The 22,046-nt window shown below is 72.9% G+C and carries 14 protein-coding genes, 1 pseudogene and 1 riboswitch; of the genes and pseudogenes, 6 read left to right on the top strand and 9 right to left on the bottom strand.

All coding sequences use genetic code 11. The annotated features are described in order from the left end of the window. Window positions 1–2 precede the first annotated feature (2 nt). Complete coding sequence (locus tag ADL29_RS16500) at window positions 3–1,127, bottom strand: DUF2332 domain-containing protein (RefSeq protein ID WP_053924406.1); 1,125 nt, start codon at window positions 1,125–1,127, stop codon at window positions 3–5. Window positions 1,128–1,579: 452 nt separating this feature from the next. Further along, a riboswitch (cyclic di-AMP (ydaO/yuaA leader) is annotated at window positions 1,580–1,712 on the top strand. 12 nt (window positions 1,713–1,724) lie between these two features. On the opposite strand from ADL29_RS16500, the gene ADL29_RS16495 reads away from it, so the two are divergent. Together ADL29_RS16495 and ADL29_RS16490 are read left to right on the top strand one after the other, a co-directional pair. Further along, window positions 1,725–2,918, top strand: a complete 1,194-nt coding sequence (locus ADL29_RS16495) for a M23 family metallopeptidase (RefSeq protein ID WP_053924405.1) — start codon at window positions 1,725–1,727, stop codon at window positions 2,916–2,918. Between the two features lie 124 nt (window positions 2,919–3,042). Continuing rightward, window positions 3,043–4,038 (top strand): aldo/keto reductase, encoded by a 996-nt coding sequence (locus tag ADL29_RS16490; protein WP_078971061.1) that lies wholly within the window; start codon window positions 3,043–3,045, stop codon window positions 4,036–4,038. A 47-nt stretch (window positions 4,039–4,085) separates the two neighbouring features. Here ADL29_RS16490 and ADL29_RS16485 read toward each other — a convergent pair whose 3' ends face one another. The 5 genes from ADL29_RS16485 to ADL29_RS16465 all read right to left on the bottom strand — a co-directional run bounded on the left by ADL29_RS16485 (window position 4,086) and on the right by ADL29_RS16465 (window position 10,108). After that, on the bottom strand, window positions 4,086–4,388 hold the full coding sequence (locus ADL29_RS16485; RefSeq protein WP_053924404.1) for a hypothetical protein: 303 nt from the start codon (window positions 4,386–4,388) through the stop codon (window positions 4,086–4,088). Between the two features lie 315 nt (window positions 4,389–4,703). Beyond that, a complete protein-coding gene (locus ADL29_RS16480) occupies window positions 4,704–6,032 on the bottom strand; it encodes a PrsW family intramembrane metalloprotease (RefSeq protein WP_078971051.1) in 1,329 nt (442 codons plus the stop codon). A gap of 115 nt (window positions 6,033–6,147) precedes the next feature. Further along, the gene (gene trmB, locus ADL29_RS16475) at window positions 6,148–7,053 is read right to left on the bottom strand and encodes a tRNA (guanosine(46)-N7)-methyltransferase TrmB (RefSeq protein ID WP_053924403.1); all 906 of its coding nucleotides are present in this window, start codon (window positions 7,051–7,053) and stop codon (window positions 6,148–6,150) included. Window positions 7,054–7,283: 230 nt separating this feature from the next. Then, a complete protein-coding gene (gene lhgO / locus ADL29_RS16470; protein WP_053924402.1) occupies window positions 7,284–8,495 on the bottom strand; it encodes an L-2-hydroxyglutarate oxidase in 1,212 nt (403 codons plus the stop codon). Between the two features lie 164 nt (window positions 8,496–8,659). Beyond that, window positions 8,660–10,108, bottom strand: a complete 1,449-nt coding sequence (locus tag ADL29_RS16465; protein ID WP_006604728.1) for an NsdA family TPR-like regulatory protein — start codon at window positions 10,106–10,108, stop codon at window positions 8,660–8,662. Window positions 10,109–10,790: 682 nt separating this feature from the next. Between ADL29_RS16465 and ADL29_RS16460 the strand changes: the two genes are divergently transcribed. Further along, window positions 10,791–12,869 (top strand): asparagine synthase-related protein, encoded by a 2,079-nt coding sequence (locus tag ADL29_RS16460; protein WP_053924491.1) that lies wholly within the window; start codon window positions 10,791–10,793, stop codon window positions 12,867–12,869. 148 nt (window positions 12,870–13,017) lie between these two features. Here ADL29_RS16460 and ADL29_RS16455 read toward each other — a convergent pair whose 3' ends face one another. Together ADL29_RS16455 and ADL29_RS16450 are read right to left on the bottom strand one after the other, a co-directional pair. Beyond that, window positions 13,018–14,979 carry a sigma-70 family RNA polymerase sigma factor gene (locus ADL29_RS16455; protein WP_053924401.1) on the bottom strand — a complete coding sequence of 654 codons (1,962 nt, stop codon included), beginning with the start codon at window positions 14,977–14,979 and terminating at the stop codon, window positions 13,018–13,020. Between the two features lie 242 nt (window positions 14,980–15,221). Further along, window positions 15,222–16,085 carry a TetR/AcrR family transcriptional regulator gene (locus ADL29_RS16450; protein WP_053924400.1) on the bottom strand — a complete coding sequence of 288 codons (864 nt, stop codon included), beginning with the start codon at window positions 16,083–16,085 and terminating at the stop codon, window positions 15,222–15,224. Between the two features lie 392 nt (window positions 16,086–16,477). On the opposite strand from ADL29_RS16450, the gene ADL29_RS16445 reads away from it, so the two are divergent. Both ADL29_RS16445 and ADL29_RS16440 read left to right on the top strand, forming a co-directional pair. Continuing rightward, window positions 16,478–17,842, top strand: coding sequence for an NAD(P)/FAD-dependent oxidoreductase (locus ADL29_RS16445; RefSeq protein WP_053924399.1), 1,365 nt, complete (start codon window positions 16,478–16,480; stop codon window positions 17,840–17,842). Window positions 17,843–18,166: 324 nt separating this feature from the next. Next, window positions 18,167–19,730: pseudogene (locus ADL29_RS16440) on the top strand (SpoIIE family protein phosphatase). Between the two features lie 58 nt (window positions 19,731–19,788). On the opposite strand, the gene ADL29_RS16435 reads toward ADL29_RS16440, so the two are convergent. After that, window positions 19,789–21,075, bottom strand: coding sequence for an MFS transporter (locus ADL29_RS16435; protein WP_053924398.1), 1,287 nt, complete (start codon window positions 21,073–21,075; stop codon window positions 19,789–19,791). Window positions 21,076–21,249: 174 nt separating this feature from the next. Here ADL29_RS16435 and ADL29_RS16430 point away from each other — a divergent pair, with 174 nt between their 5' ends. Then, window positions 21,250–21,810: a MarR family winged helix-turn-helix transcriptional regulator gene (locus tag ADL29_RS16430; RefSeq protein ID WP_046927316.1), complete on the top strand. Its 561-nt coding sequence runs from the start codon at window positions 21,250–21,252 to the stop codon at window positions 21,808–21,810. Window positions 21,811–22,046 lie beyond the last annotated feature (236 nt).

Raw genomic sequence — 22,046 nt, 5'->3', positions numbered from 1 at the left:
GGTCAGGCCGTCCCGTCCTGCGGGAGCCCGTCCTGCGGCAGCCCGGATTCCGGGAGCCAGTGCAGGCTCTCGCCGTGCGGACCGGTGAGGGCGAGGGGACGCTCGTCCAGCGCGAGAGTGAGCAGCGGGGCGTCCTCGGGGCGCAGGGTCCGGTGCACCGGGGCGGTGATCCAGGGCAGGACGCCGTGGTGCTCGTGGGAGATCCAGTGGCCGGGGCCGCTCCGCCCGGCGAGCAGCGACCGTACGAGCGCGGCGAACCGCTCGCGGCGGGCGAGCGGGAGGGAGTCCAGGACGCCTGTGTGGAAGACGACCAGCGTCGCCCCGGGCGGCGCCTCGGCGGCCAGCGCGGGCAGCTCGTCGACGAGATCGCCGCGCACGATCCGGGGGCGGGGCAGGGACCGTACGGCGTCGACCGCGGCCGTCAGCCGCTGCGCACGGTCCTCCTCGCCGGGCCAGACGAGGGACTGGAGCCAGCGGAGGTCATCGCGTTCGGCGGCCGGGTCGAGCGGATCGAGGTCGATGCCGGCGCGCCAGACGATCTCGGGGAGGCGGGCGGGGGCCTGCGGTACGGGGCCGGGGCCGGCGGCGCTCGTCCGGCAGGTGAGCGTCACCGGGCTGCCGGGCGCCCCGCATTCCGTCCCGGAGCCCGCGCCGTCGGCCTCGTACCGGTACCGGTACAGCTCCGGCCGGAGGCGCAGCCCCGCCGACGCCCCGACCTCCAGCAGGGCGAGCGGCTGGGGCAGGCGGGCGAGCAGCGGCAGCAGCGCGGCGCAGCCGGCCGGTTCGTTCGTCCGGCCGGTGCGCCGCATGATCACCGCACGGACCTCGTCCCAATGCCGGACCGTCCACTCGCGCCAGCGTCCGTACGCCGTTTCGTTGCGCGGTCCCAGTTCGGCGTGCGGGCCGTCGAGATGGCGGACGGCGGCCAGGAGGAGCTCCGGTCGCTGTTTGTCCCCGGCCGGCAGTGATCCCGACAACAGATCGCAGAATTCGGCGTCCTGGCTGATCCGGGCGGTCAACTCCGCGTGCGCGTCGGACCGTCCCCGCGCCTGCTGCCAGGAGAATTCCCGGTACCGATCCGCCACTGTCTGCGCGCTGTTGACGACGTTGACCACGTTGACGACCATGATCCGACGTTACTGCTCTCACGCTCCGTAAGGGTCGGGCACCCCTGCGCATAACAACTGGCGCACAATCGCCCGAAGATCGTTTGGTGACGGCAGGTCAATTCGCCCGACTTACGCGCCCGGTGAGGGAAAAGTCCACGTCACATCTCCTGTCCGGCGCACAAGGTTTCGCGGGAAGGCTTGGAAAACGACTGCGATCTCTATTACTGTCCGATAACGGAGCGCGGTCGTCCCAGCCGTCGCAGAGGCGGCACCGCGCGCCGACGCCGAATCCTGCAAGCGCACGCCACGTACGTCGTCATGCACTTCATCAGGGCACGCAGCAGTATCCGTACGGACCGGGCCGATCCGGGCCAATCCGCACCGTTGTGAACCGATCCGCAGCGATCCCAGTGATCCGCGGCGATCTGCAGCGAACTGCAAAGAACTGCGCACTGAGTGCACGACGTTCTACATGAACTGCGCCGGGGGAACCGGGGAACCACCACCTTGGGGTGAATCGGACGCCTCGCGCCAGAGGCGCCCGTAGGAGACCTTCCTGCTCCGAACCCGTCAGCTAACCCGGTAGGCGCGAAGGAAGGAAAGGAGTGCGCCCCCGTGGCGTCCAACAGGCCCGCCCCTCAGGCTCCGTCCGCCGCCGACCTCGATGACTGGGGTCCCTACGACGACCGGACCGCCCGTTTCGACGGTCCCGGTGTCATTGGTTCTGGTTCCGTCGGTTCTGGTTCCGTCGGTTCCGGAGTTGTCTACGAAGGCGGTGACGGCGAGGGGCCGTGGGAGGAATGGAACCCCACCGAGGAGTCCGTCCGCCCCGTCCGCGGCAAGCACCGGGTGGCCAAGCAGCGCAGCGGCGGTCTCGCGCGCAGCGGCACGGTCCTGGGCGTCGGCGTCATCGCGGCGGTCGGCGCGGGGGGCATGGCCACGGCCGAGGGCCGCCCGCCGGTCCCGATCTCGGTGCCCGACCTCGGCAGCATGGCCGACGACGTCGCCGAGAAGCTGCCGGACGCCAAGTCGCTCCCCGGCATAGGCGGCCTCATATCCGACGACGGATCCGACTCCGGCCCGGACGCCGCCGACTCCTCCTCCGCGCCCTCCGGCCCCCTCTCCCAGGCGGGCCTCACCCGGTACGAGGCCGCCCAGGGCGCCAACGCCGGCGAGGCGCTGCGCAACCGCATCCTGCAGCAGGCCGACGCGGCGCAGGACGCCGCCGAGCAGGAGCGGCGCGACGCCGAGGAGGCGGCCGCCGTCGCCCGGGCCGCGAAGGACGCCGCCGCGCAGCAGCAGACGGCCGAGAAGGCCGCGGCGGCCAAGAAGGCCGCGGAGCTGGAGGCCAAGCGCAAGGCGGAGGCGGCGGCCCGCAAGAAGGCGGAGGCCGAGCGCCTCGCCGAACTCGCCAAGAGCTTCATCACCCCGGTCGCCTCGTACACCCTCACCGCCAGCTTCGGCCAGGCCGGCGACCGCTGGGCCGCGGACCACACCGGCCAGGACTTCGCCGCCCCGACGGGCACGCCGGTCAGGGCGGTTCACTCCGGCACCATCACCCAGGCGGGCTGGGCCGGCGCGTACGGCTACCGCATCGTCCTCACCCTCGACGACGGCACCGAACTCTGGTTCTGCCACCTCTCCTCGATGGTCAAGACCTCCGGCAAGGTGAACACCGGCGAGGTCATAGGCCGCGTCGGCGCCACCGGCAACGTCACGGGCCCCCACCTCCACCTGGAGGTCCGCCCGGGGGCCGGCGACCCGATCGACCCGATGCCGTGGCTGCGGGAGCACGGCCTGGATGTCTGATGCGCCGGGACGTCTGGGGCGGCCAGGACGTCTGCAGCTGCCGGGCCGTCTGCGGCTTCGGAACTCCTGAAGCGCCTGAGGGGCGGGGGGAATATCCCCCCGCCCCTCCATGCTGCACATATACATGACGTCTACACATAACCCCACCGTCACCGCCGCCGCTGCTCCTGCATCCTCCTCCTGCGCCCGCTCCCTCGGCTCGCTCTCCGTCTCGGCCCTCTCCCTCGGGGGCAATGTGTTCGGCTGGACGGCGGACGAGGCCGAATCCTTCGCCGTACTCGACGCATACGTGGCCGGCGGCGGCAACTTCATCGACACCGCAGACGTCTACTCCGCCTGGGTCCCCGGCAACCAGGGCGGCGAGTCCGAAACCGTCATCGGCAACTGGCTGGCGTCCCGCCGCAACCGCTCCGACGTCGTCATCGCCACCAAGGTGGGCGCCCCCTCGCACCCCCGCCTCAAGGGCCTGTCCGCCGCCACCATCAAGTCCGCGGTGGACGAGTCCCTCACCCGCCTGCGCACCGACTACATCGACCTCTACTACACCCACTACGACGACGAGTCCGTCGAGGTCGGAGAGTTCCTCACCACCCTCGACGACCTCGTCAAGGCCGGCAAGGTCCGCGAGATCGCGGCCTCCAACATCTCGGCGGCGCGCCTGGAGGAATCCCTGGCCTTCTCCGCCCGCGAGGGCCTGGCCCGATACGTGGCCCTCCAGCCCCACTACAACCTGGTCTCCCGCGACACGTACGAGGGTGAACTCGCCGACGTCGCCGCCCGCCACGGCCTGGCCGCGGTTCCCTACTACGCCCTCGCCTCCGGCTTCCTGACCGGCAAGTACCGCCCGGGTGCGACGGTGGAGAGCGCCCGCTCCGCCAAGGCCGCCACCTATCTGTCCACGGACCGGGGCCGCCGCGTCCTCGAGGCCCTCACCACCGTCGCCACCGCCCGCAGCGCCGAGCCCGCCACCGTAGCCCTCGCCTGGCTCGCCGCCCGGCCCACCGTCGCCGCCCCCATCGCCAGCGCCCGCACCGTGGCCCAGCTCCCGGCCCTCCTGGCGGTCGCCGAACTGACCCTCACCGAGGCCGAACTGAGCCTCCTGAACGACGCTTCGGCCTGACCCCGCACGGAGGGGCCGGCCGACCGCCGCCCGGCCCGTCCCGGCGGTCACTTCCGCCGGTCGGCCACCACGAACGACACCACGGCGACCCCACCGGCCACCGCAAACACCGAGGGCCAGGCACCGACCTTCTTGGCCAACAGGTGCGACCCCACAAAAGCCGCCACGTACGCACCACTCAATGCCACAGCAGTCCTCGTCCCGGCCTGCTCCTGCCACTCTTTGGCCGCCACAGCCCCCGCCGCCGCAAGAGCCACACCCCCGAGGGGCCGCTTCCCCGTCCACCTGGCAACGCCGTAGCCGCCCACGAGCCCACTTGCCGCAACCACACTTGTCGGTACGCCACTCATGGCAGAAACCTCCACATCAAAGGCAACCCTGCCGACTCTACGTCTGGCCCTGTAGCGGACTGCGCAGGTTCAAAGGAGCCGTGGCAAGTGGCTCGAGTTACACCGCTCGCGGACATGGCGCAGACGAGGGGCTGATCCTTCGATGTGGGACCTACATCCTGGGAGGACGACCAAAGCCGTACAAGAGATGCCGTACCGCCGTTTCAGGGCCGGTGTCCCGACGGGTCTGGACGCTCGTATGGGCGGAGATGCCGGGGACGAGGGCATCGGCAGGCACATGGGTACCCACACCGGAGGTGGCGGCGCGGGTCGGTATCAGCGCTGGTGCGGCAAGTACGCCCGATGCGTCCGCACCAACGCCTCCGCCAACGCCACCTGTGCCCAAGGCTGGTACTGCCACAGCTGTAGCAACAACCCCTGCTCCCGGCTGCTGAAGTCCGCCGTCGGTCCCGTCAGGTGTGCCCTCCGCCGGTGGAAGGAGAGGGTGGTGGCCAAGGCGGTGTATTCGGTGACGGCTCGGGCGGCGGTGGGGCCCTGGGTGCGGCGGGCTATGGAGCGGGCCAGGGTGCGGGTTTTGAGGGAGGAGAGGGCGGTGGGTTCGGCGGGGGCGAGCCAGCCGGTGGCGGTGTAGGGGGCGAGGTAGTGGCGGAGGGAGAGGAGTTCCTGGTGGCGGGACCAGATCGCCAGCCAGGTGAGGGTGAGGAAGACGGGGACCATGAAGAGGCCGTAGACGGTGAGGAAGCCGAGGTCGCCGAGGGAGGTTGCGCGGTTCCAGATGGCATGGAGGAGGACGGCGGTGAGGAGGCCGAGGAGGGTGAGCGTGGCGCGGGTGGTGCGGCGGCGGGGGTAGCGGGTGGCGGCTATGCCGAACGCGAGGCCGGTGAGCATGGTGAAGAGGGGGTGGGCGAAGGGGGAGACGATGATGCGGATGAAGAAGGTGCCGGCGGTGAGGGAGTGCAGGCCGGAGTGGCCCATGGACCGGTCCTCGCCGAAGGCGCTGCCCAGATAGAGGATGTTCTCGGTGAAGGCGAAGCCGGTGGCGCTGAGACCGGCGATGGCCAGGCCGTCCGTGATGCCGTCGAAGTCGTGCCGCCGGAAGCGGTAGAGGAGCAGTACGGCGGCGGCCTTGACCGATTCCTCCACGACCGGGGCGATGACCGTCGCACCCCAGGCCTCGGCGTCGACCGGGGACGCGCCGACGATATTGCCGACGAGCCAGTCGGTGGCGAAGCCGTTGGCGAGGATCGCGACCAGGGTGGCCGCGCACGCCCCCCAGGCGAAGGCGAACGCGAGATTGCGCCACGGCTCGGGCTCTATGCGGTCCAGCCAGCAGAACGCCGCGATGAGGGGCGGTACGGGGAAGACGGCGAGCCCCAGGCCGACCAGAAAACCCTCGCTGCCGGTCTGGCGGCGGACGATCGCGAGGATGGCCACCCCGGAGAGCGCCAGCAGTGAGACCAGGGTGAGGGCGCGAACGGTCCTGCTGCGCCACGGCGCGGGGCGGCGCGGACGCGGGTGGAGCGGAGAGGCGTGGGTGTCCGCGTGCGTTGCGTGCGTGTACGGGCGCGGAGGGTGGGTGTACGGGTGCCGGTGGGGCGCGTACGCCGGGAGGGGCGGCTGCGGGGGCTGCTGGGACGGGTCCATGGACGCATACGGGGACGAGGACGGGGACCAGGACGGGGACACCTGTCGACCCTAACGAGGGCCCGGGGCGTGGGGGATGGGGCCGCCCCCGTTGCTCCGGGCGGCCGTTCCCTCGCTACCCCCGTCGCCGGAAGATCAGGTCGTGCACGACATGGCCCTTGTCCAGGCCCTGCCCCTCGAACTTGGTGAGCGGGCGGAAGTCCGGCCGGGGCGCGTACGAGGGGTGGAGGTTCTCCAGCGTCGGCTCGGCGGAGAGGACCTCCAGCATCTGCTCGGCGTACGGCTCCCAGTCGGTGGCGCAGTGCACCAGGGCGCCCGGGGCGAGCCGGGTGGAGGCCAGCGCGACGAATTCCGGCTGGATCAGGCGGCGCTTGTGGTGGCGCTTTTTCGGCCAGGGGTCGGGGAAGAAAACGCGCAGGCCGGCGAGGGAGGCGGGGGCGAGCATCTCGCGGAGGAGGATGATCGCGTCGCCGTTGGCGACCCGGATGTTGGACAGGCCGTTCCGCTCCGCGAGACCGAGCAGATTGCCCTGGCCGGGAGTGTGCACGTCACAGCCGAGGATGCCGGTGTCCGGATCGGCGGCGGCCATCTGCGCCGTGGCCTCGCCCATGCCGAAGCCGATCTCCAGGACCACCGGCCGGCCCTCGAAGAATGCGTCCAGATCGATACGGGAGAGCCCGTCGATGTCCCGGCCCCACTTCGGCCACAGGCGGCGCAGCGCATCGGCCTGCGAGGGCGAGACGCGGCTGCGGCGGGGCTGGAAGGAGCGGATCCGCCGCTCGTGATGCGAGCCCGCGGGGTCGGCTGCGGGGCCGGTCCCGTCGGGGAACATCGGCTCGCCGCGGCGTGGCACGGCCGCCGATGCGGCGGTGGCGCCGAGGCGGGCGGCCTCCTGGGCGGTCGGGGGCTGCGGGCCGGTCGCCGTGGCGGCAGGGGCCTGCGCGCCGGCTTCCATGCCGTCGGCCTCGGGGGCTTCGGGCTGGGCGACGTGGGTTTCGGGGGTGGCGGGATTCTCGGACACAGTGTGTTGATTCTACGGATGGTGCGGGAGAGCCCGGGAGCAGCGCAGGCTACGGCCCTGCGTGACGGCGGCCGGCCCGCGGACCTGCCTTACGGCGACGGCGACGGCGACGGTGACTGTCCGGTTCCGCCGCGCTCACGGGCGTAGGGCTCGTGCCCCCGGGCGTACGGCTGCACCCCCGTGCTTTCGGGCTCCCCGTGCTCCCGGGCGCACGCACGGCCACTCCCGCCTCACCGCCCCACCAGCCCCAGAACTCTCCGCGCCACCTCCCGCCCGATGGGCAGCGATGCCGTGGCCGCCGGCGAGGGGGCGTTCAGCACATGGACCATCCCCGGCGACTCCGCGAAGAGGAAGTCGTCGACGAGGGTGCCGTCGGGGAGGACGGCCTGGGCGCGGACGCCTGCGGGGGAGGGGACGAGGTCCTCCTCGCGGGCGGCCGGGAGGAGGCGGCGGACCGCTTCGGTGAAGGCGCGGCGGGAGAGGGAGCGGTGGAGTTCGCCGGCGCCGTAGCGCCAGTGGCGGCGGGCTATGCGCCAGGAACCGGGGTAGCCCAGGGTGCCGGCCAGGTCGGCGGGGCTCAGCGTGCTCCAGGTGTAGCCCTCGCGGGCCAGGGCGGGGACGGCGTTCGGGCCGATGTGGACGGCGCCGTCGATGCCGCGGGTGAGATGGACACCGAGGAAGGGGAAGGCGGGGTCGGGGACGGGGTACACCAGGCCGCGGACCAGGGAGGCGCGGTCGGGGGCGAGGGTGAAGTACTCGCCGCGGAACGGGACGATCCGCATGCCGGGGGCGTCGCCGGCCAGCCGGGCGATGCGGTCGCAGTGCAGACCGGCGCAGTTGACCAGGGCGCGGGCGCGGTGGACCGTGCCGGAGGCGGTACGGACCGCCACCCGGCCGGGGCGGCGGCCGATCGTCGTCACCTCGGCGCCGTAGACGATGCGGGCGCCGGCGTCCTGTGCCAGCCGGGCGTACTGGCGGGCGACCGCGCCGAAGTCGCAGATGCCGGTCGTCCCGACATGGATGGCGGCCAGGCCGCGCACCTCGGGTTCGTACTCCGCTATCTGGGCGGGCCCCAGCTCGCGCACCGGCAGGCCGTGCTCCCGGCCGCGCTGGATCAGGCCGTGCAGCCGCGGCAGCTCGCTGCGGTCCGTGGCGACGATCAGCTTGCCGGTGACCTCGTGCGGGATGTCGTACTCGGCGCAGAACTTGACCATCTCGGCCGAGCCCTGGAGCGCGAAGCGGGCCTTGAGGGAGCCGGGCGGGTAGTAGATGCCGCTGTGGATCACACCGCTGTTGCGGCCGGTCTGATGGCGGGCGGGCCCCGGCTCCTTCTCCAGCACCACGACGCGCGTGCCCGGCGCGGCGCGCGTGATCGCATACGCCGTGGAGAGCCCGACGATGCCGGCACCGATCACCAGCACATCGCAGTCGTACGCCGCCACTGCACCTCCCCAACCGGACAACCGCGGATCCGCCCCTGGCCGGGGACCCGCGCGTCATCGCTGACGACGTACTCCATCATGACGCCCACCACTGACAATGCGGCAGGTACGAGCCGTGGCAGGCCGCTCGCCGGGCCCCGCGCCCCGCCCGGCCCCCGGCTCCCTCAGGCCGGCGCCGCCAGCAGCGGCCGCGCCCGCTCGCGCAGCTCCACCACCCGCGGCTCGTCGCCGTACGGCTCCAGGCGGTGCAGCAGATCGCGGACGTACTCCGTCGTACGGGCCGAGGAGATCCTTCCGGCCACCTCGACGGCCCGGGTGCCCGCCGCGCAGGCCGCGTCCAGATTGCCCGACTCCAGTTCGGCAACCGCGGACACCACAAGCCGCAGCCCGTGGGAGCGGACGAACTCCTCCGTGGGGCGCGAGAGCGCCTGCTCCGTGAAGCGGCGGACCTGGCGCGGCAGCCGCAGATCGCGGTAGCACTCGGCGGCGTCGGCGGCGAACCGCTCGTAGGAGTAGAAGTCCAGCCAGGAGGGGTCCGGATCGCCGCTGCGGGAGCGCTCCAGCCAGCCCTCGGAGGCCTTCAGCGCCACCTCACAGGCGCGCGCCTCGCCGGCCTTGGCCTGCGCCCGCGCTTCCACCAGGCGGAAGAAGCTCATGGTGCGCGCGGTGGCCAGACCGCGGTTGCGCTCCAGGGCCGCCTGGGCGAGGTCGACGCCCTCGTCGGCGAAGCCGCGGTAGGTCGCCTGGAGGGACATCGAGGCCAGGACATAGCCGCCCAGGGGGACGTCGGCGGCGGCGCGGGCGAGCCGCAGCGCCTGGATGTAGTAGCGCTGCGCGGCCTCCTGCTGGCCGGTGTCGAAGGCCATCCACCCTGCGAGCCGGGTGAGTTCGGAGGTCGCACCGAAGAGCGCGCGGCCGACCTCGTCGCTGTACGAGGCGAGCAGCAGCGGTGCCGCGTCCACCCGGAGGCACTCCGGCACCATCGACGAACGCCAGTCCCCGCCGCCGTACTTGGAGTCCCAGCGGCGCGCGTCCTCCGCCGCCTCGCGCAGCTTGCTGACGTCGCTGTGGCCCACATGCTGCGGGATCCCGGCGTCCCCGGCCGCCGCGGCATCCTTGTCGCGCGCCTCCGCCGCCTCCCGCGCCACCGAACTGTCGGCCGGGGATATCAGCCAGCGTGAGGCGGGCGTGGCGTACGCGCTGACGGCGAACGATCCGGCCAGGCTCTGCCAGATGCCGCCGCCGCCCGCCCGCCGTCCGGCCAGATCAAGTCGGTAGAGCTCGGTCGCGGACCGCACCGCCGCGCCCACATCGCGGGGGAATGCCAGGCCGACCTCGGGCGCCGGGTCCGCGTCGGCCAGCCCGATCTCGTGCAGCGGCACCGGCCGGCCGAGCTTGCTGCCGATCGCGGACGCGATCAGATGGGGCGCGGCGCCCTGCGGCACCATGCCCTTGGACACCCACCGGGCCACCGACGTCTTGTCGTAACGAAGCGTCAGTCCACGCTGCGCACCGAGGTCGTTGACCCGGCGCGCCAGTCCGGCATTGCTGATACCCGCGAGGGCGAGTACGGTGCCGAGCTTTTCGTTCGGCCCGCGTATATCCCTGGACATGCGCACCCCTCGACACAGCGACAGCCTCCCCGGTACCCCGGGGCATGCGTCCACCCAGAGTAGTTCGCCGGATCCCGACCGTTAAGGGCCGGTGTCCCGGATGGCGAGATTCGTGTTCAAACAGGGGTGCGGGAATTGGCATGTGCTCCGGGTACGTGTGCCCGTGCGCCCGTCCGTGCGCGCTGGCCGCACTGTGACGGGAGCGCTTCCATGGGTGCTGCGTGGGTTGGCCCGCTGCACTGGATCCAGTGGGCTGGGGGATACCGTCACCTCATTCCCCGCGGGTGACGGTCCGGTCCGGGAGGCGAAGCCCGCTTCCCGGACCGTCGCGCAGACCGGCCGCCGGTCGGTCATGGCACCGCTCGACATGACGCCCGAATGCGTCAACTCGGCGGTACCGCACGCACATTGGCCGAAAATCGATGGGTGATGATTTCGCGCCGCGGCTCACCAGGAGCCGCCCCGGGGGCCACACGGGGGGCCACCCGGGGCAGACGCGCCACCCGCCCGCGGCCTGCGGCGCCCGCACACGGGCCCCGCTCCACCCCTCCCGCACGCCCCGTCATGGCAGCATGGTCCGCGCAACACCATGGCGACAGCTTGGCGATCCGCCGTACGGGACGGCCGTTGTACGGGGCGGCTGTCGGCCCCTCGGCGGGCGGGGAATCGGGTGGAGGCGGCGATGCGCTGGTTGGTGGGGTGGAGCAGTGCCGCCACGGGGCCGGCCGCCGGGCGGGAGGGGCCGACCGTCCTGCCCGTAGGCGCCCAACTCCTGTGGGGCGACCCGGATCCGCTGTGGGCGGTCGGCGACTGGCGCCCCGACGAGGTACGCATCGTCCAGGCCGACCCCGAGACCCGGCTCGCCGTCTTCGGCGTCTGCGGTGCCACCGACGACCAGCTGCGGGTCGGGCTGTTCGCGGCGCGCGGGGGCGCACTGCGGCATCTGACCGCATGGCCCGGGAGCTACACCGCCGTCGTCCAGGTGGGGCGCCGGATCACCGTCACCGGCGACCTGGCCGGCGCCCGTCCCGTCTTCCACACCGCCTGGGCCGGCGGCACCGCCTACGCCACCGCCGCCCTCCCGCTCGCCGACCTCATAGAAGCCAGCCTCGACGTCGGCCACCTCGCCGCACTGCTGGCCTGTCCGGACGCCCCCGAGGCGCTCGGCACCGGCACACCGTACGAAGGCGTCCGCCGCATCCCGCCCGGCCATGCCCTGGTGCTGCGCGGCGGCGCCCGCGACATCACCTCCTACGAGCCGACGGCCTCGCTCGCCGTCGCCGCGCCCCAGACCGCCCCGGAACAGGCCGTGGACGGGGTCCGCGAGGCGCTGGTCGAGGCCGTACGGGCCCGTCTGGCGAGTCCCCGGCACGCCCCCGCCCCGGAGGGCCCGGACGGTCTCGACCCCGGGCCGGTGCCCGGCATGGGACCGGCCGAACGACGGGCCGCACGCGGCGCACCGGCCCCCGGCATCGGCGCCGACCTCTCCGGCGGCAGTGCCTCCGGCACCCTCGCCCTGCTCGCCGCCGGCCTCCCCGGGCAGCCCGGCACCCTCAACGGTCACGGCGCGCGGCTGCTCGCGGTCACCTTCAACGACCGGGCCACCAACGGCGGCCGTGACCACCGCGAAGCCGAACTCGAACGCGCCCGCAGCATCGCCGACGACCCCCGACTGCGCCATGTCGTCGTTGCGGCGGGCGAGGAGGCCCTCCCGTACGCCGACCTCGCATCCAATCCGCTCACCGACGAGCCCGGCCCCTCCCTCACCGCCGCCGCCCGCCACCGCCGACGGCTGCTCGCGGGCAGCGCCGACCACTTCGTCGGACACGGCGCCCGCCAGGTCCTCGACGCCCATCCGGCCCGGCTCGCCGACCTCCTCATGGACCGCCGGCGGCGCCATCTGCTGCGCCCGGTCACCGCGCTCGCCAAGGCCGACGGCCCCTCCGCGCAGTCCGTTCTCGTCCCCTTCACCGTCTACCGCGCGGCCCGCAAGCTCGCCCGTACGCCCTACGGGGAGGGCATCGCCGATACGGCACGGCGCCTGCTGGAGCGGGAGTTCGCCGACGAGCCGGCGGCCGGCGGCGCGGTCGACGCCTCGCTGGCCGCCCTCGCCTGGTGCCGCCCGGGGCCCGCCGCGCGCTGGCTCACCGGCGAGGCCCTCGCCCAGGTATCCGCGCGGCTCGCAGAGGCGGCAACCCGCTTCCCCACCGTGGTACGCCCCGGCGAACTCCGAGCCCGCGCGTCACTGGCCCGCCAGGCCGCCGACCACCGCGTCTTCGAGCAGGCCGCTGAGGTCCGCAACCAGCGGCTGCACGCCCCCTTTCTCGACAACCAGGTCGTGCTCGCCTGCCGCGCCCTGCCGGACACCTTGCGGGTGCAGCCGGGCGCGCGGGCGGCGGTGCTCCGCTCGGTGCTCTCCGGCGCGGGCGTACGGGACCTGCCGCCCGGCTGGGGCGCCACCTCGCACCCGACCCACGCGGCCGAGGTACGGGCCGGCCTGCGCAGCGCCGTCGGCGAACTGGTCGGACTCTTCGATGCGCCGCTGCTCGCCGACGCCGGGCTGGTGGAGGCGAGGGTGGTACGCAAGGCCCTGCGCGCGGCGGCCGAGGGCGAGCCGCTGCCGCTGGACGGCCTCGCCGACCTGGTCTCCACGGAACTGTGGCTGCGGCGGCTGCTGGCGCGGCGGGGTACGTGCTGGACGGGCGCGGCGGCGCGTCAGCGGGCGCTGGCGGGTGGTGTGGTGCCGCGCGCACGCCTGTGACCGGGCAGTCGCGTACGAGCCACAAGTAGGCCCGGGCAACCGCGGTTTCACGTGAAACAACGCCCTGGTCATGCCGCGGTCCGTGGTTCCACGTGAAACATCCCCGGCGCCCGCCGCGCCCCGCCGGGGAAGCGTCCCTGCGCGGACCTCAACGGCAACTGATCTGGGACCGCGCCCAGTCCGCCACCGCCACCGCATCCACGGCCGACACCGGCTCGACCACCAGCCGCAGCGTTCTACGGCCCGTCAGCGGGACATGCACCGGCACCCCCGGCTCCCCGGCACGCACCACGCCGGACCCCCACAGCCGCACCCCGTCCGCGTACACCGAGAACCGCACCGCACCCAGTCCCAGGCTCAGATCGTCGACCCCCGCGACCGCGTCGTACGCGGTGCACTGCCGGTTGAGGTCGATCAGCACCGAGGACGGCCCGTGCACGCTCACCCCGTGCGCGTACGCCGTGCCGTCGACCTGCGGTCGCTGCCGATGCCACACCAGGCCGCTCTCGAACGCCCGCACCTCCGGCGCGGTGCCGTCGCCGGTGACGTCGTACGACAGCGAGTTGAGGCGGTACGCGGTGGTCGGGGCGGGCTTCGGCGGCTTCGGAGGAGGCGGCGTCGGGGTGGGCGTGGGCTTCGTGGTCGGGGTCGGCGTGGGTGCCGGCTCCGGCGGCTTCGCCGTCCGCGTCGGCGCAGGAACGGCGGCAGGGGTCGGGGTGGGCTTCGGGGCCGGTGAGTGCCCGGCGGCCGGCGGTGCCGGCTCGGGGGTGTGCCCGGGCGGCTCGGGCGGTGTGGGCGAGGGCGTCCGCGGCGCGGAGGGCGCCGGCGGTTGCGGTTCGGCCTGAGGGGCCGGCGCCGGCTTCGGGGAACCGGTGAGCGCCAGCGCGAGTGCCGCACCCGCCGCCGCCACCATCGCGACCCCTATCCCGACCTTGAGCGGAGCCCCCATCGCCTCGCTCGCCGCGGCGCCACCCGCCGCCCCGGAAGCCGTACCGGAACCGGCCCCGCCGGCGGCCGCGGCCGCACCGGCCCCCGCCGCGGCACCCGCACCCGCGGCGCCCACCACGGCGGCCGCGGCCTTGACGGCGTACCCCGCGGCGAACCACCCGATGACCGCGACCGGCAGCAGCGCCCCGATCCGCTCGTTGACGTCCGCGACCTCCAGCGCCGCCGTACGGCACCGGGCGCATTCGTCCAGATGCTTGCGCAGCCCCCGCTCGGCCCGCATCCGCAGCCCGCCCCGGGCAAAGGCGCCGAGCCGGTCGGCGTACCGGGCGCAGTCGCCGCCGGCGGTCAGCGCCCGGCTGACGTGCGCCTGCAGATACGCCTGGCGGAGGCCCTCACGGGCGCGGTGCGCCAGGACGGCGGTGGCGTTCGCGGTCAGCCCGAGCAGCGGGGCGACCTTGCTCGGCGACTCGTCCTCGATCGCGGTGTGCCACAGCACCGTCTGATAGCGCTCCGGCAGGCTCCGGAACGCCTGCACCGCCATCGTCTGCTCGGCCACGTGCATGGCGCGCACCTCCGCGCCCAGGTCCTGGGTGTCGTCATCCATCGACGACCCGGCAGCGGACACCGCGAACACCGCGAAGTCCTCGACCAGCTGCTCCCGTCTCTGGGTCTTCGCCCAGGCGGCCGCGACGCGCCGGACGGTCGTCAGCAGATAGGCGCGCACCGCGGAATCGGGGCCCGCCCCGCCGCGCACCGCCTGCAGCGTGCGCGCGAAGACCTCGCCGGTCAGATCCTCCGCGGTGTGCCTGTCCCGGCAGCAGCTGCGCGCATAGCGCCGCACCGCCTCGGCATGCCTGCGGTACATCTCCTCGTACGCGGCGTCGTCACCGGCCCGCATGGCGGCGATCAACTGCTCGTCGGAAGGCGGAAGCCCGGCCCCCTCGCCGGCCCCCTCGCCGGTCCCCGGACCGCTGACGGGACCGCCGGCCGGCCCCGGCCCACCGGAGCGTCCGCGCTGCGCCGGCACCCCACGCCCGGCGTCCTCGCCACGGTCCGCCGGGGGAGTGGCTCCCAAGGGCCCGGTCTGCCCCGGAACCTGCGACGAGGCCGGCCCGCCCCGTGCCTCACCGCCGCGCCGTTCGTCCTGCCCGTCACCATCCATCGCCGAGGCCCCCGAACACGCCGTCACACCGGAACACCGCGCAAGCGTGCCACACCGGGCGCCGTAGCTACACGGGCCCGGCGGGCAACCACTCATCCGAGGATCGTTCTTGTACGACCGCACTGGCGTTCACCCGTACGGGGTGCTTTCCCCGGAGCGTACGGACGACACCGGAGCGGCGGCCGGGCCCGCCCGGCGTCCCCGCATGAGGGGGCCGCCCGGACGGGTCCGGCCGCCGGAACTCACCCGGCGGGGCGCGACCGCAGCCCCTCCAGCAGGATCTCCAGCAGCCGCGCGGAGGCGGCCTGCTGCTGACCGGGATCGGGCAGCGACGGCGCACCCGTGGCGATCACCAGCAGCACATCGGCGACGGTCACATCGGCCCGCAGCTCACCGGCCGTCCTGGCCCGCTCCACCAGCCGCCCGACGACCTCCAGCAGCGCCTGTGCGCCCGCCGTCTCCTCGGCACCGTCCGGCCCGCCCTCCGCGACGCCCGTGGCGGCCGGTGCCGGCTCACCGCGCTCGTCCTCCGGCGCGCCGCGCTGGGCGGCCACCCGGGGGCCGTCGGCCGGGCCGTCCGCCTCCGACGCCGCCCGCTGCTGCGGCACCCGCACCCCGGCCGGCTCGTCGGCCGGCCGCTCGGCGTCCGCGCTCACCCGCAGGATGCTCGGCGGCAGCAGCCGTCCCGCACCCGAGGCGACCGAGGTCCGCAGGAAGCGGGAGAGCGCCGACCATGCGTCGTCCTCCTGGCCCAGCGCCGTGCGCGCCTGGTCCGTCAGCCGCGCGGTCTCCTCCTCGGCTATTCGCCTGACCAGTACGTCTTTGCTCGGGAACCGGCGGTACACGGTGCCCACGCCGACCCGGGCCCGCCGCGCCACGTCCTCCATCGGCGCGCCGTACCCCAGCTCGCCGAACACCTCACGCGCGGCCCGCAGGACGTGCTCGAGATTCCGCTGTGCGTCCACCCGCAGCGGCGTGTTCCGGCCGCCGGCGCCCGTACGCTTGCCATTGGCCTTGCCGTGACCGTTGGTCCCGCCGCCGTCGGACGCCTCCGCGGTGTCCGCCGTGGCAACAGCTGTCGGCCATTGAGAGCCCTGAATATGCATAGTGATTCCCCCGGTAATGACGTCTCCCCCCGGAGACTCCCCGCCCTGACTGCCGGGGTGTACCGACGAGCGGGTGCACCCCAACGGGGTACGAACATAGTTGAGCCCGGGTCAAGAATGAAGGGGGTGTTCCGCACAGTGCGCCCCCCGATCGGCCCAACGGGCCGGATCCGCCCCGATTGCGCACCCGTCACCGTCCCGCCACCTGTGCCCTGACCTGCGCACCTTGCACCGCACCCGCGGAAGATGACCGTCCGCCCCGGCGACCGCCCCCGCTCATGCATTTCGTCGGGGCTGTGGACAAAGCCGTTCCCGGGGTGCGTCATGGACACAGTGGTGTCCGGGTCGACCTCGCGAGGAGAACCTCTGTGACGGCAGTGTCTTCCAACGAAATGGCGCGCATTCTCGTGGTCGGTGGTGGCTATGTGGGGATGTACACCGCCCTGCACCTCCAGCGGAAGCTGAAGAAGGAACTGCGGCAGGGCACCGCCGAGATCATCGTGGTCGACCCCGAGCCGTATATGACGTACCAGCCGTTCCTGCCGGAAGCCGCGGCCGGCTCCATCTCCCCGCGCCACGTCGTCGTACCGCTGCGCCGGGTGCTGCCCCACTGCCAGGTCGTCATCGGGGAGGTCACCGCCATCGACCACACCGAACGCAAGGCGGTCATCACCACCCTCGCCGCCGAGGAAACCGGCGAGGGCGCCATCCAGGTGGCATACGACGAACTGATCCTCGCGCCCGGCTCGGTCTCCCGCACCCTTCCGGTACCCGGCCTCGCCGACGTCGGCATCGGCTTCAAAACCGTCGAAGAGGCCATCGGCCTGCGCAACCACGTCCTCGAACAGCTCGACATCGCCTCCTCCACCCGTGACCCCGAAGTCCGCGATGCCGCACTGACCTTCGTCTTCGTCGGCGGCGGCTACGCCGGCGTGGAGGCGCTGGCCGAACTGGAGGACATGGCCCGCTACGCCGTCCGCTACTACCACAACATCGAGCCCGGCGACATGAAGTGGATCCTGGTGGAGGCGACCGGCCGGATCCTGCCCGAGGTCGGCGAGGAGATGGGCCGTTACGCCGTACGTGAGCTGCGCGCCCGCAATATCGACGTACGGCTGGAGACCCGCCTGGACTCCTGCGAGAAGCGCATCGCCGTCCTCAGCGACGGTGCCCGCTTCCCGACCCGGACCCTGGTGTGGACCGCCGGCGTCAAACCGCACCCCATCCTGGCCGCTACCGGACTCCCGCTGAACGGCCGCGGCCGCCTCAAGTGCACCGCCGCGCTCCAGGTGGACGGCGTCGAGCACGCCTGGTCCGCCGGGGACGCCGCCGCGGTCCCCGATCTGACGGCCGATCCGCCGGCCGGGCCCGACGAGCCCCGTGCGACGTGCGCGCCCAACGCCCAGCACGCCCTGCGGCAGGCCAAGGTCCTCGCCGAGAACGTCGCGGCGACCCTCCGCGGCGGCGAGATCGCGGACTACGCCCACTCCTACGCCGGCTCGGTCGCCTCGCTCGGCCTGCACAAAGGCGTCGCCCATGTCTACGGGCGCAAGCTCAAGGGCTACCCGGCGTGGTTCATGCACCGCGCCTACCACCTCAGCCGGATCCCCACCTTCAACCGCAAGGCGCGGGTGCTCGCCGAATGGACCCTCGCGGGTCTGTTCAAACGCGAGATCGTCTCGCTCGGCTCGCTGGAGAACCCGCGCGCCGAATTCGAACTCGCGGCGGGCACCGGCCGGCACAACGAAGCCAGCTGACGGCCCCGCCCCACCAGGGAAATTGAGGCTGCATCGGCCCCGGGGCGCAAGGACGGACCGGAGTGCGGAACTCCACGCCGAGCCCCCGACGTCTGACGGATGTCAGTCCGGTCGGCCACACTGGACGTGTGACCATGGGTGGGCTCGTATCTGCAAAGAGTGACAATCACGAGGATTCTGGACGTTTGCTGCATTCCGCGAGAGGGCGCCGAGGGTGCCCCCAGCCGACACTCCACCGGCCCCCGGCCGGGCGGAGCCGAGGGGAGTTCCCCCATGCCGACGGCCCGATCCCGCGCGACGACGCGAAGTAAGAGGTACCCCTCCGTGATCTTCACGCGCTGGAGCGCCAAGCTCCCCGGCACACAGCGGCGCACGGCCGCACGAGCCGACCGCGCCGCACCGCCCGCCGGGCCTGCCGCGCCGCCGTCGTCCGCCACCCCGGAGCCCGGCGAGGCACCGACCACCTCCGGTACGGGATCCGTCCCCGCCGCCCGCGCCGAGACCGCCTCCGCCGAGCCCTCCGCCCCCATGGCCACGCCGCCCACCGTCGACGCGCTGTCCGTCCACGACATCCTCGGCACCATCCCCGCCCTGGTGGCGGTCGTCTACGGCCCCGAGCACCGCATCGCCTACGTCAATGGCGCCTACGCCGGCGTCTTCGGCCCCCGCCCCGCCGGCCACACCGCCCGCGAAGCCCTCCCCGAGCTCGCCGAACTGGGCCTGCTGCCGCTCATGGACCAGGTGCTGCGCAGCGGCAAGCCCCGTACGGTCAAATCCCGCAAGGTCCCCGGCGGCGCCGGCCCGGACCGTACCCGCGACGGCTACTACACCTTCACCTGCACCCCGATCGAGGTCGCCGCCAGCGGCCCGGCGCCCGACCCGGAGGTCGCCTGCGTCGCCCCGCACAAGGGCGTGCTGGTCTTCGGCGCGGATGTCACCGACCAGGTCGGATGTGATGGGGCGTGGGGTGCGCGCCGCGGCCGTCATGGGCCAGCTGCGCACCGCCGTCCGCGCCTATGCGCGCCTCGACCTCCCGCCGCACGAGGTGCTCCAGCTCCTGGACGGCCTGGCAGCGGAGATCGACGCCAGTCAGATCGCGACCTGCGTCTATGCCGTCCACGACCCCAACGAAGGGCGCCTGGTCTACGCCTCGGCGGGCCATCTGCCCATCCTGGTGCGCGACGCCGACGGCGTGGTCCGCCGCGCCGCCGAGCCCACGGGACCGCCGCTGGGCACCGGAGGCTGGCTGCACACCTCCGGCTCCGTCCCCCTGGGCCCCGGCTGCAGCGCCGTCCTCTACACCGACGGCCTCGTCGAACGCCGCGACAAGGACATCGACGACGGCGTGGACGCCCTGGAAGCCGCCTTCGCAGGCGCCACCGGCTCCCCCGACATCGTCTGCGACCGCCTGCTCCGCTCGCTCGGCATCACCGCCACCCACGACGATGACGTCGCCATCCTCGTCCTCCAGCACCCCGAACGCACCGGTCACGACGCCGAGCTGTTCCACAACGCCGCCCTGGAACTCCACGGCGGCACCGAAGCGGCCCCCCGCGCCCGCGCCTTCGCCTCCGGCGTCCTGGCCTCCTGGCGCTTCTCCCCCGAACTCCACGACCTCGGCGTCCTGGCCGCCAGCGAACTGGTCGCCAACTCCCTCCAGCACGGCACACCCCCCATGCGCCTCCGCCTGCGCCGTACGGACCGCCGCCTGATCATCGAGGTCACCGACGGCGACGACCACCTGCCCCGCCGCCGCCGCGCCGAGCCCGCCGACGAGGCCGGCCGCGGCATCTCCATCGTCGCCACCATCGCCTCGTCCTGGGGCTCCCGCCGCACCCCGGGCGGCGGCAAAGCGGTGTGGTGCGAGTTCGCGCTGCCGCGGGGCTAGAAAGGACTCAGGGGCCGGACGGGGACGTACGCATTCCCCGTCCGGCCCCTGCGCCGTTTCACGCCGCCGCGGCCACCGACTCCGTCCGCGGCGCCGGAACCGCCGCCACCTGCCGGTGCGGATTGTCCTGCACCGGCCGAAGCATCCGCCCCAGCCGCAACGACAGCACGCTGATCCCCACCGAACACAGCACCAGCATCCCGATGTACACCACGGACATCCCGTGCCCCACCATCAAGGCACCCACCGCCGGCCCAACGGCCAACGCCAGCTGCTTGACCAGAGCGAACGCCGAGTTGTACTGACCTATCAGCGAGGGCGGAGCCAGATCGGCCACCAGCGGAGCCACCGTCGGCGACAGCATCGACTCACCTATGCCGAACAGCGCATACGTCGAGATCAGCAGCGTCGTCGCCACGGCCTGCGCACCATGCACCAGCCCGGACACACCGGCGGCCATCCAGGCCACGGTCCATATCCCGCCGACCACGGCCATCACCCGGCTGCGCCGCCGCCGCTCGACCAACCGCAGCACCACGAACTGCGCCGCCACGATCGCCGCCGTATTGGCCGCCAGCGCGATGCCGAGCGTGGCCGGCGCGATCCGGGTCACCTCGGTCGCGTACGCCGCCAGCCCCGACTCGAACTGCCCGTAGCAGGCGAAGAAGAGCACAAAGCCCAGCACACACAGCCACACCATCCGCCGGTCGGCGAACAGCGCCCGCCACGCCCCCTTGGGCCGCTCCTCGGTCGGCACCGCATCCTCGACCTTCGGCACCCGAGGCAGCCGTACGGAAGCGATCGCGGCACCCAGCACCAGGAACATCACGGCCTCGATGGCGAACAGCCGCACAAAACTCGCCGGATGCGCGGCGTCGACCAACAGGCCGCCGATCAGCCCGCCGACACCCAGCCCCAGGTTGTTCAGAAAGAACTGCGTGGCGAACGCCCGCGACCGCGTCACCGTCGTCGAGCACCACACGATCATCGTTGCGAGCGCCGGCTGTATCACCGCGATACCCGCACCCAGCGCGATGGCCGACGCGATGACCAGCGGCTCGGTGGCGGAGAGCCCCAGGCCCAGCGCCCCGACGGCCGCCGCGACCGTACCCGCGATGGCCACCGGCAGCGGACCCCGCCGGTCGATCACCCGGCCGGTCAACGGCAGCACGGCCAGCGCCGCCACGGCCAGCATCGCCAGCACCGCACCGGCCGTACTGGGTCCAAGGTCCCGCACCTTCGCCACGTAGACATACAGATACGGAACCGTGAAGCCGTTGCCGAACGCACTCAGCGCGTTCCCCAGCTGGATCCGGCGCAGCGCGGCGCCCATCGCGGTGGTCACACTCACCTACCTAGGTCAGGTCAAAAGACGAATAAGAAGGACGACCCCCGGGCTGAGGCGCCCCCAGCCGGACCGGACAGTCACGGCCTGAAGACTTCAACCCTAAAGTTCGAAGCTAAAGAGTACACAACGAAGGACTTCGACGCCAATGACTTTCGTGTCATACTGCGCCGCATGCCTGAGCCCTCAGATGCGGCGCCCGACGCGAACGAGCCGAGCCTCGAGGAACAGATCGCGGCCTACCAGCGCGAGTTCCAGGACCTCGACCCCCAGGTCGAGCAGGTCGTCTCCGCACTTCAGCGCCTCAACCGGCGGATGAACGTCGCTTACGGACGCCAGACCGCAACCCTCGGCCTGAGCAACGCCGAATGGGAGGTCCTCAAGGCCCTCGTGGTCTCCGGAGCCCCCTACCGGCTGGGCCCCGGCGAACTCGCCAAACGCCTCGGCCTCACGCCGGCCGCCATGACCCACCGCATCGACCGCATGGCGAGCGAAGGTCTGGTGACCAGGGAGCGCGACGAGAACAACCGCGTACGCGTCATCGTCGAACTCACCCGCGAGGGCCGCGAGAAGTGGCTCGAGACCATGCGCCTCTCCTCGGTCTTCGAGGAGGACCTCCTCCAGGACCTCTCGAGCGAAGACCGCCGCCACCTGGGCGAGGTGCTGACCCGCTTGCTGCGCCGAGTAGAGGACGCCCAACCGGACGCCGAAGGCCGCCTCAACGACCTTGGCTGACCCCCGACCGGCTCAAGTTGACACGCTCCTGCCCCATCCGTAGTGTTCTCCGAGTTGCCACACAGCCGTAACGGTTCTGCGGCAGCCATCCCGCCGCATCGCGGCACACCACTACTGCACGGCCCCTCACCGGGAGTAATTTCGGCATGCCGAAATTAGGACCGGGACTCGATTATGAGTCGCCGAGGAATTCCGCTAAAGTAGTGACCCCGACAGGGAATCGGAACTGAATTCGA

The organism is Streptomyces chattanoogensis (assembly GCF_001294335.1).
Classification (GTDB): domain Bacteria; phylum Actinomycetota; class Actinomycetes; order Streptomycetales; family Streptomycetaceae; genus Streptomyces; species Streptomyces chattanoogensis.
The sequence above is the reverse complement of the archived record's forward strand: the minus strand, read 5'-3'. Positions and strand labels throughout refer to the sequence as shown.

Coding starts and splice junctions, on each gene's coding strand:
- ADL29_RS16500 (WP_053924406.1), bottom strand. CDS start 1,127: ATGGTCGTCAACGTGGTCAACGTCGTCAACAGCGCGCAGACAGTGGCG.
- ADL29_RS16490 (WP_078971061.1), top strand. CDS start 3,043: ATGACGTCTACACATAACCCCACCGTCACCGCCGCCGCTGCTCCTGCA.
- ADL29_RS16485 (WP_053924404.1), bottom strand. CDS start 4,388: ATGAGTGGCGTACCGACAAGTGTGGTTGCGGCAAGTGGGCTCGTGGGC.
- ADL29_RS16480 (WP_078971051.1), bottom strand. CDS start 6,032: ATGGACCCGTCCCAGCAGCCCCCGCAGCCGCCCCTCCCGGCGTACGCG.
- ADL29_RS16465 (WP_006604728.1), bottom strand. CDS start 10,108: ATGTCCAGGGATATACGCGGGCCGAACGAAAAGCTCGGCACCGTACTC.
- ADL29_RS16460 (WP_053924491.1), top strand. CDS start 10,791: ATGCGCTGGTTGGTGGGGTGGAGCAGTGCCGCCACGGGGCCGGCCGCC.
- ADL29_RS16455 (WP_053924401.1), bottom strand. CDS start 14,979: ATGGATGGTGACGGGCAGGACGAACGGCGCGGCGGTGAGGCACGGGGC.
- ADL29_RS16450 (WP_053924400.1), bottom strand. CDS start 16,085: ATGCATATTCAGGGCTCTCAATGGCCGACAGCTGTTGCCACGGCGGAC.
- ADL29_RS16445 (WP_053924399.1), top strand. CDS start 16,478: ATGGCGCGCATTCTCGTGGTCGGTGGTGGCTATGTGGGGATGTACACC.
- ADL29_RS16430 (WP_046927316.1), top strand. CDS start 21,250: ATGCCTGAGCCCTCAGATGCGGCGCCCGACGCGAACGAGCCGAGCCTC.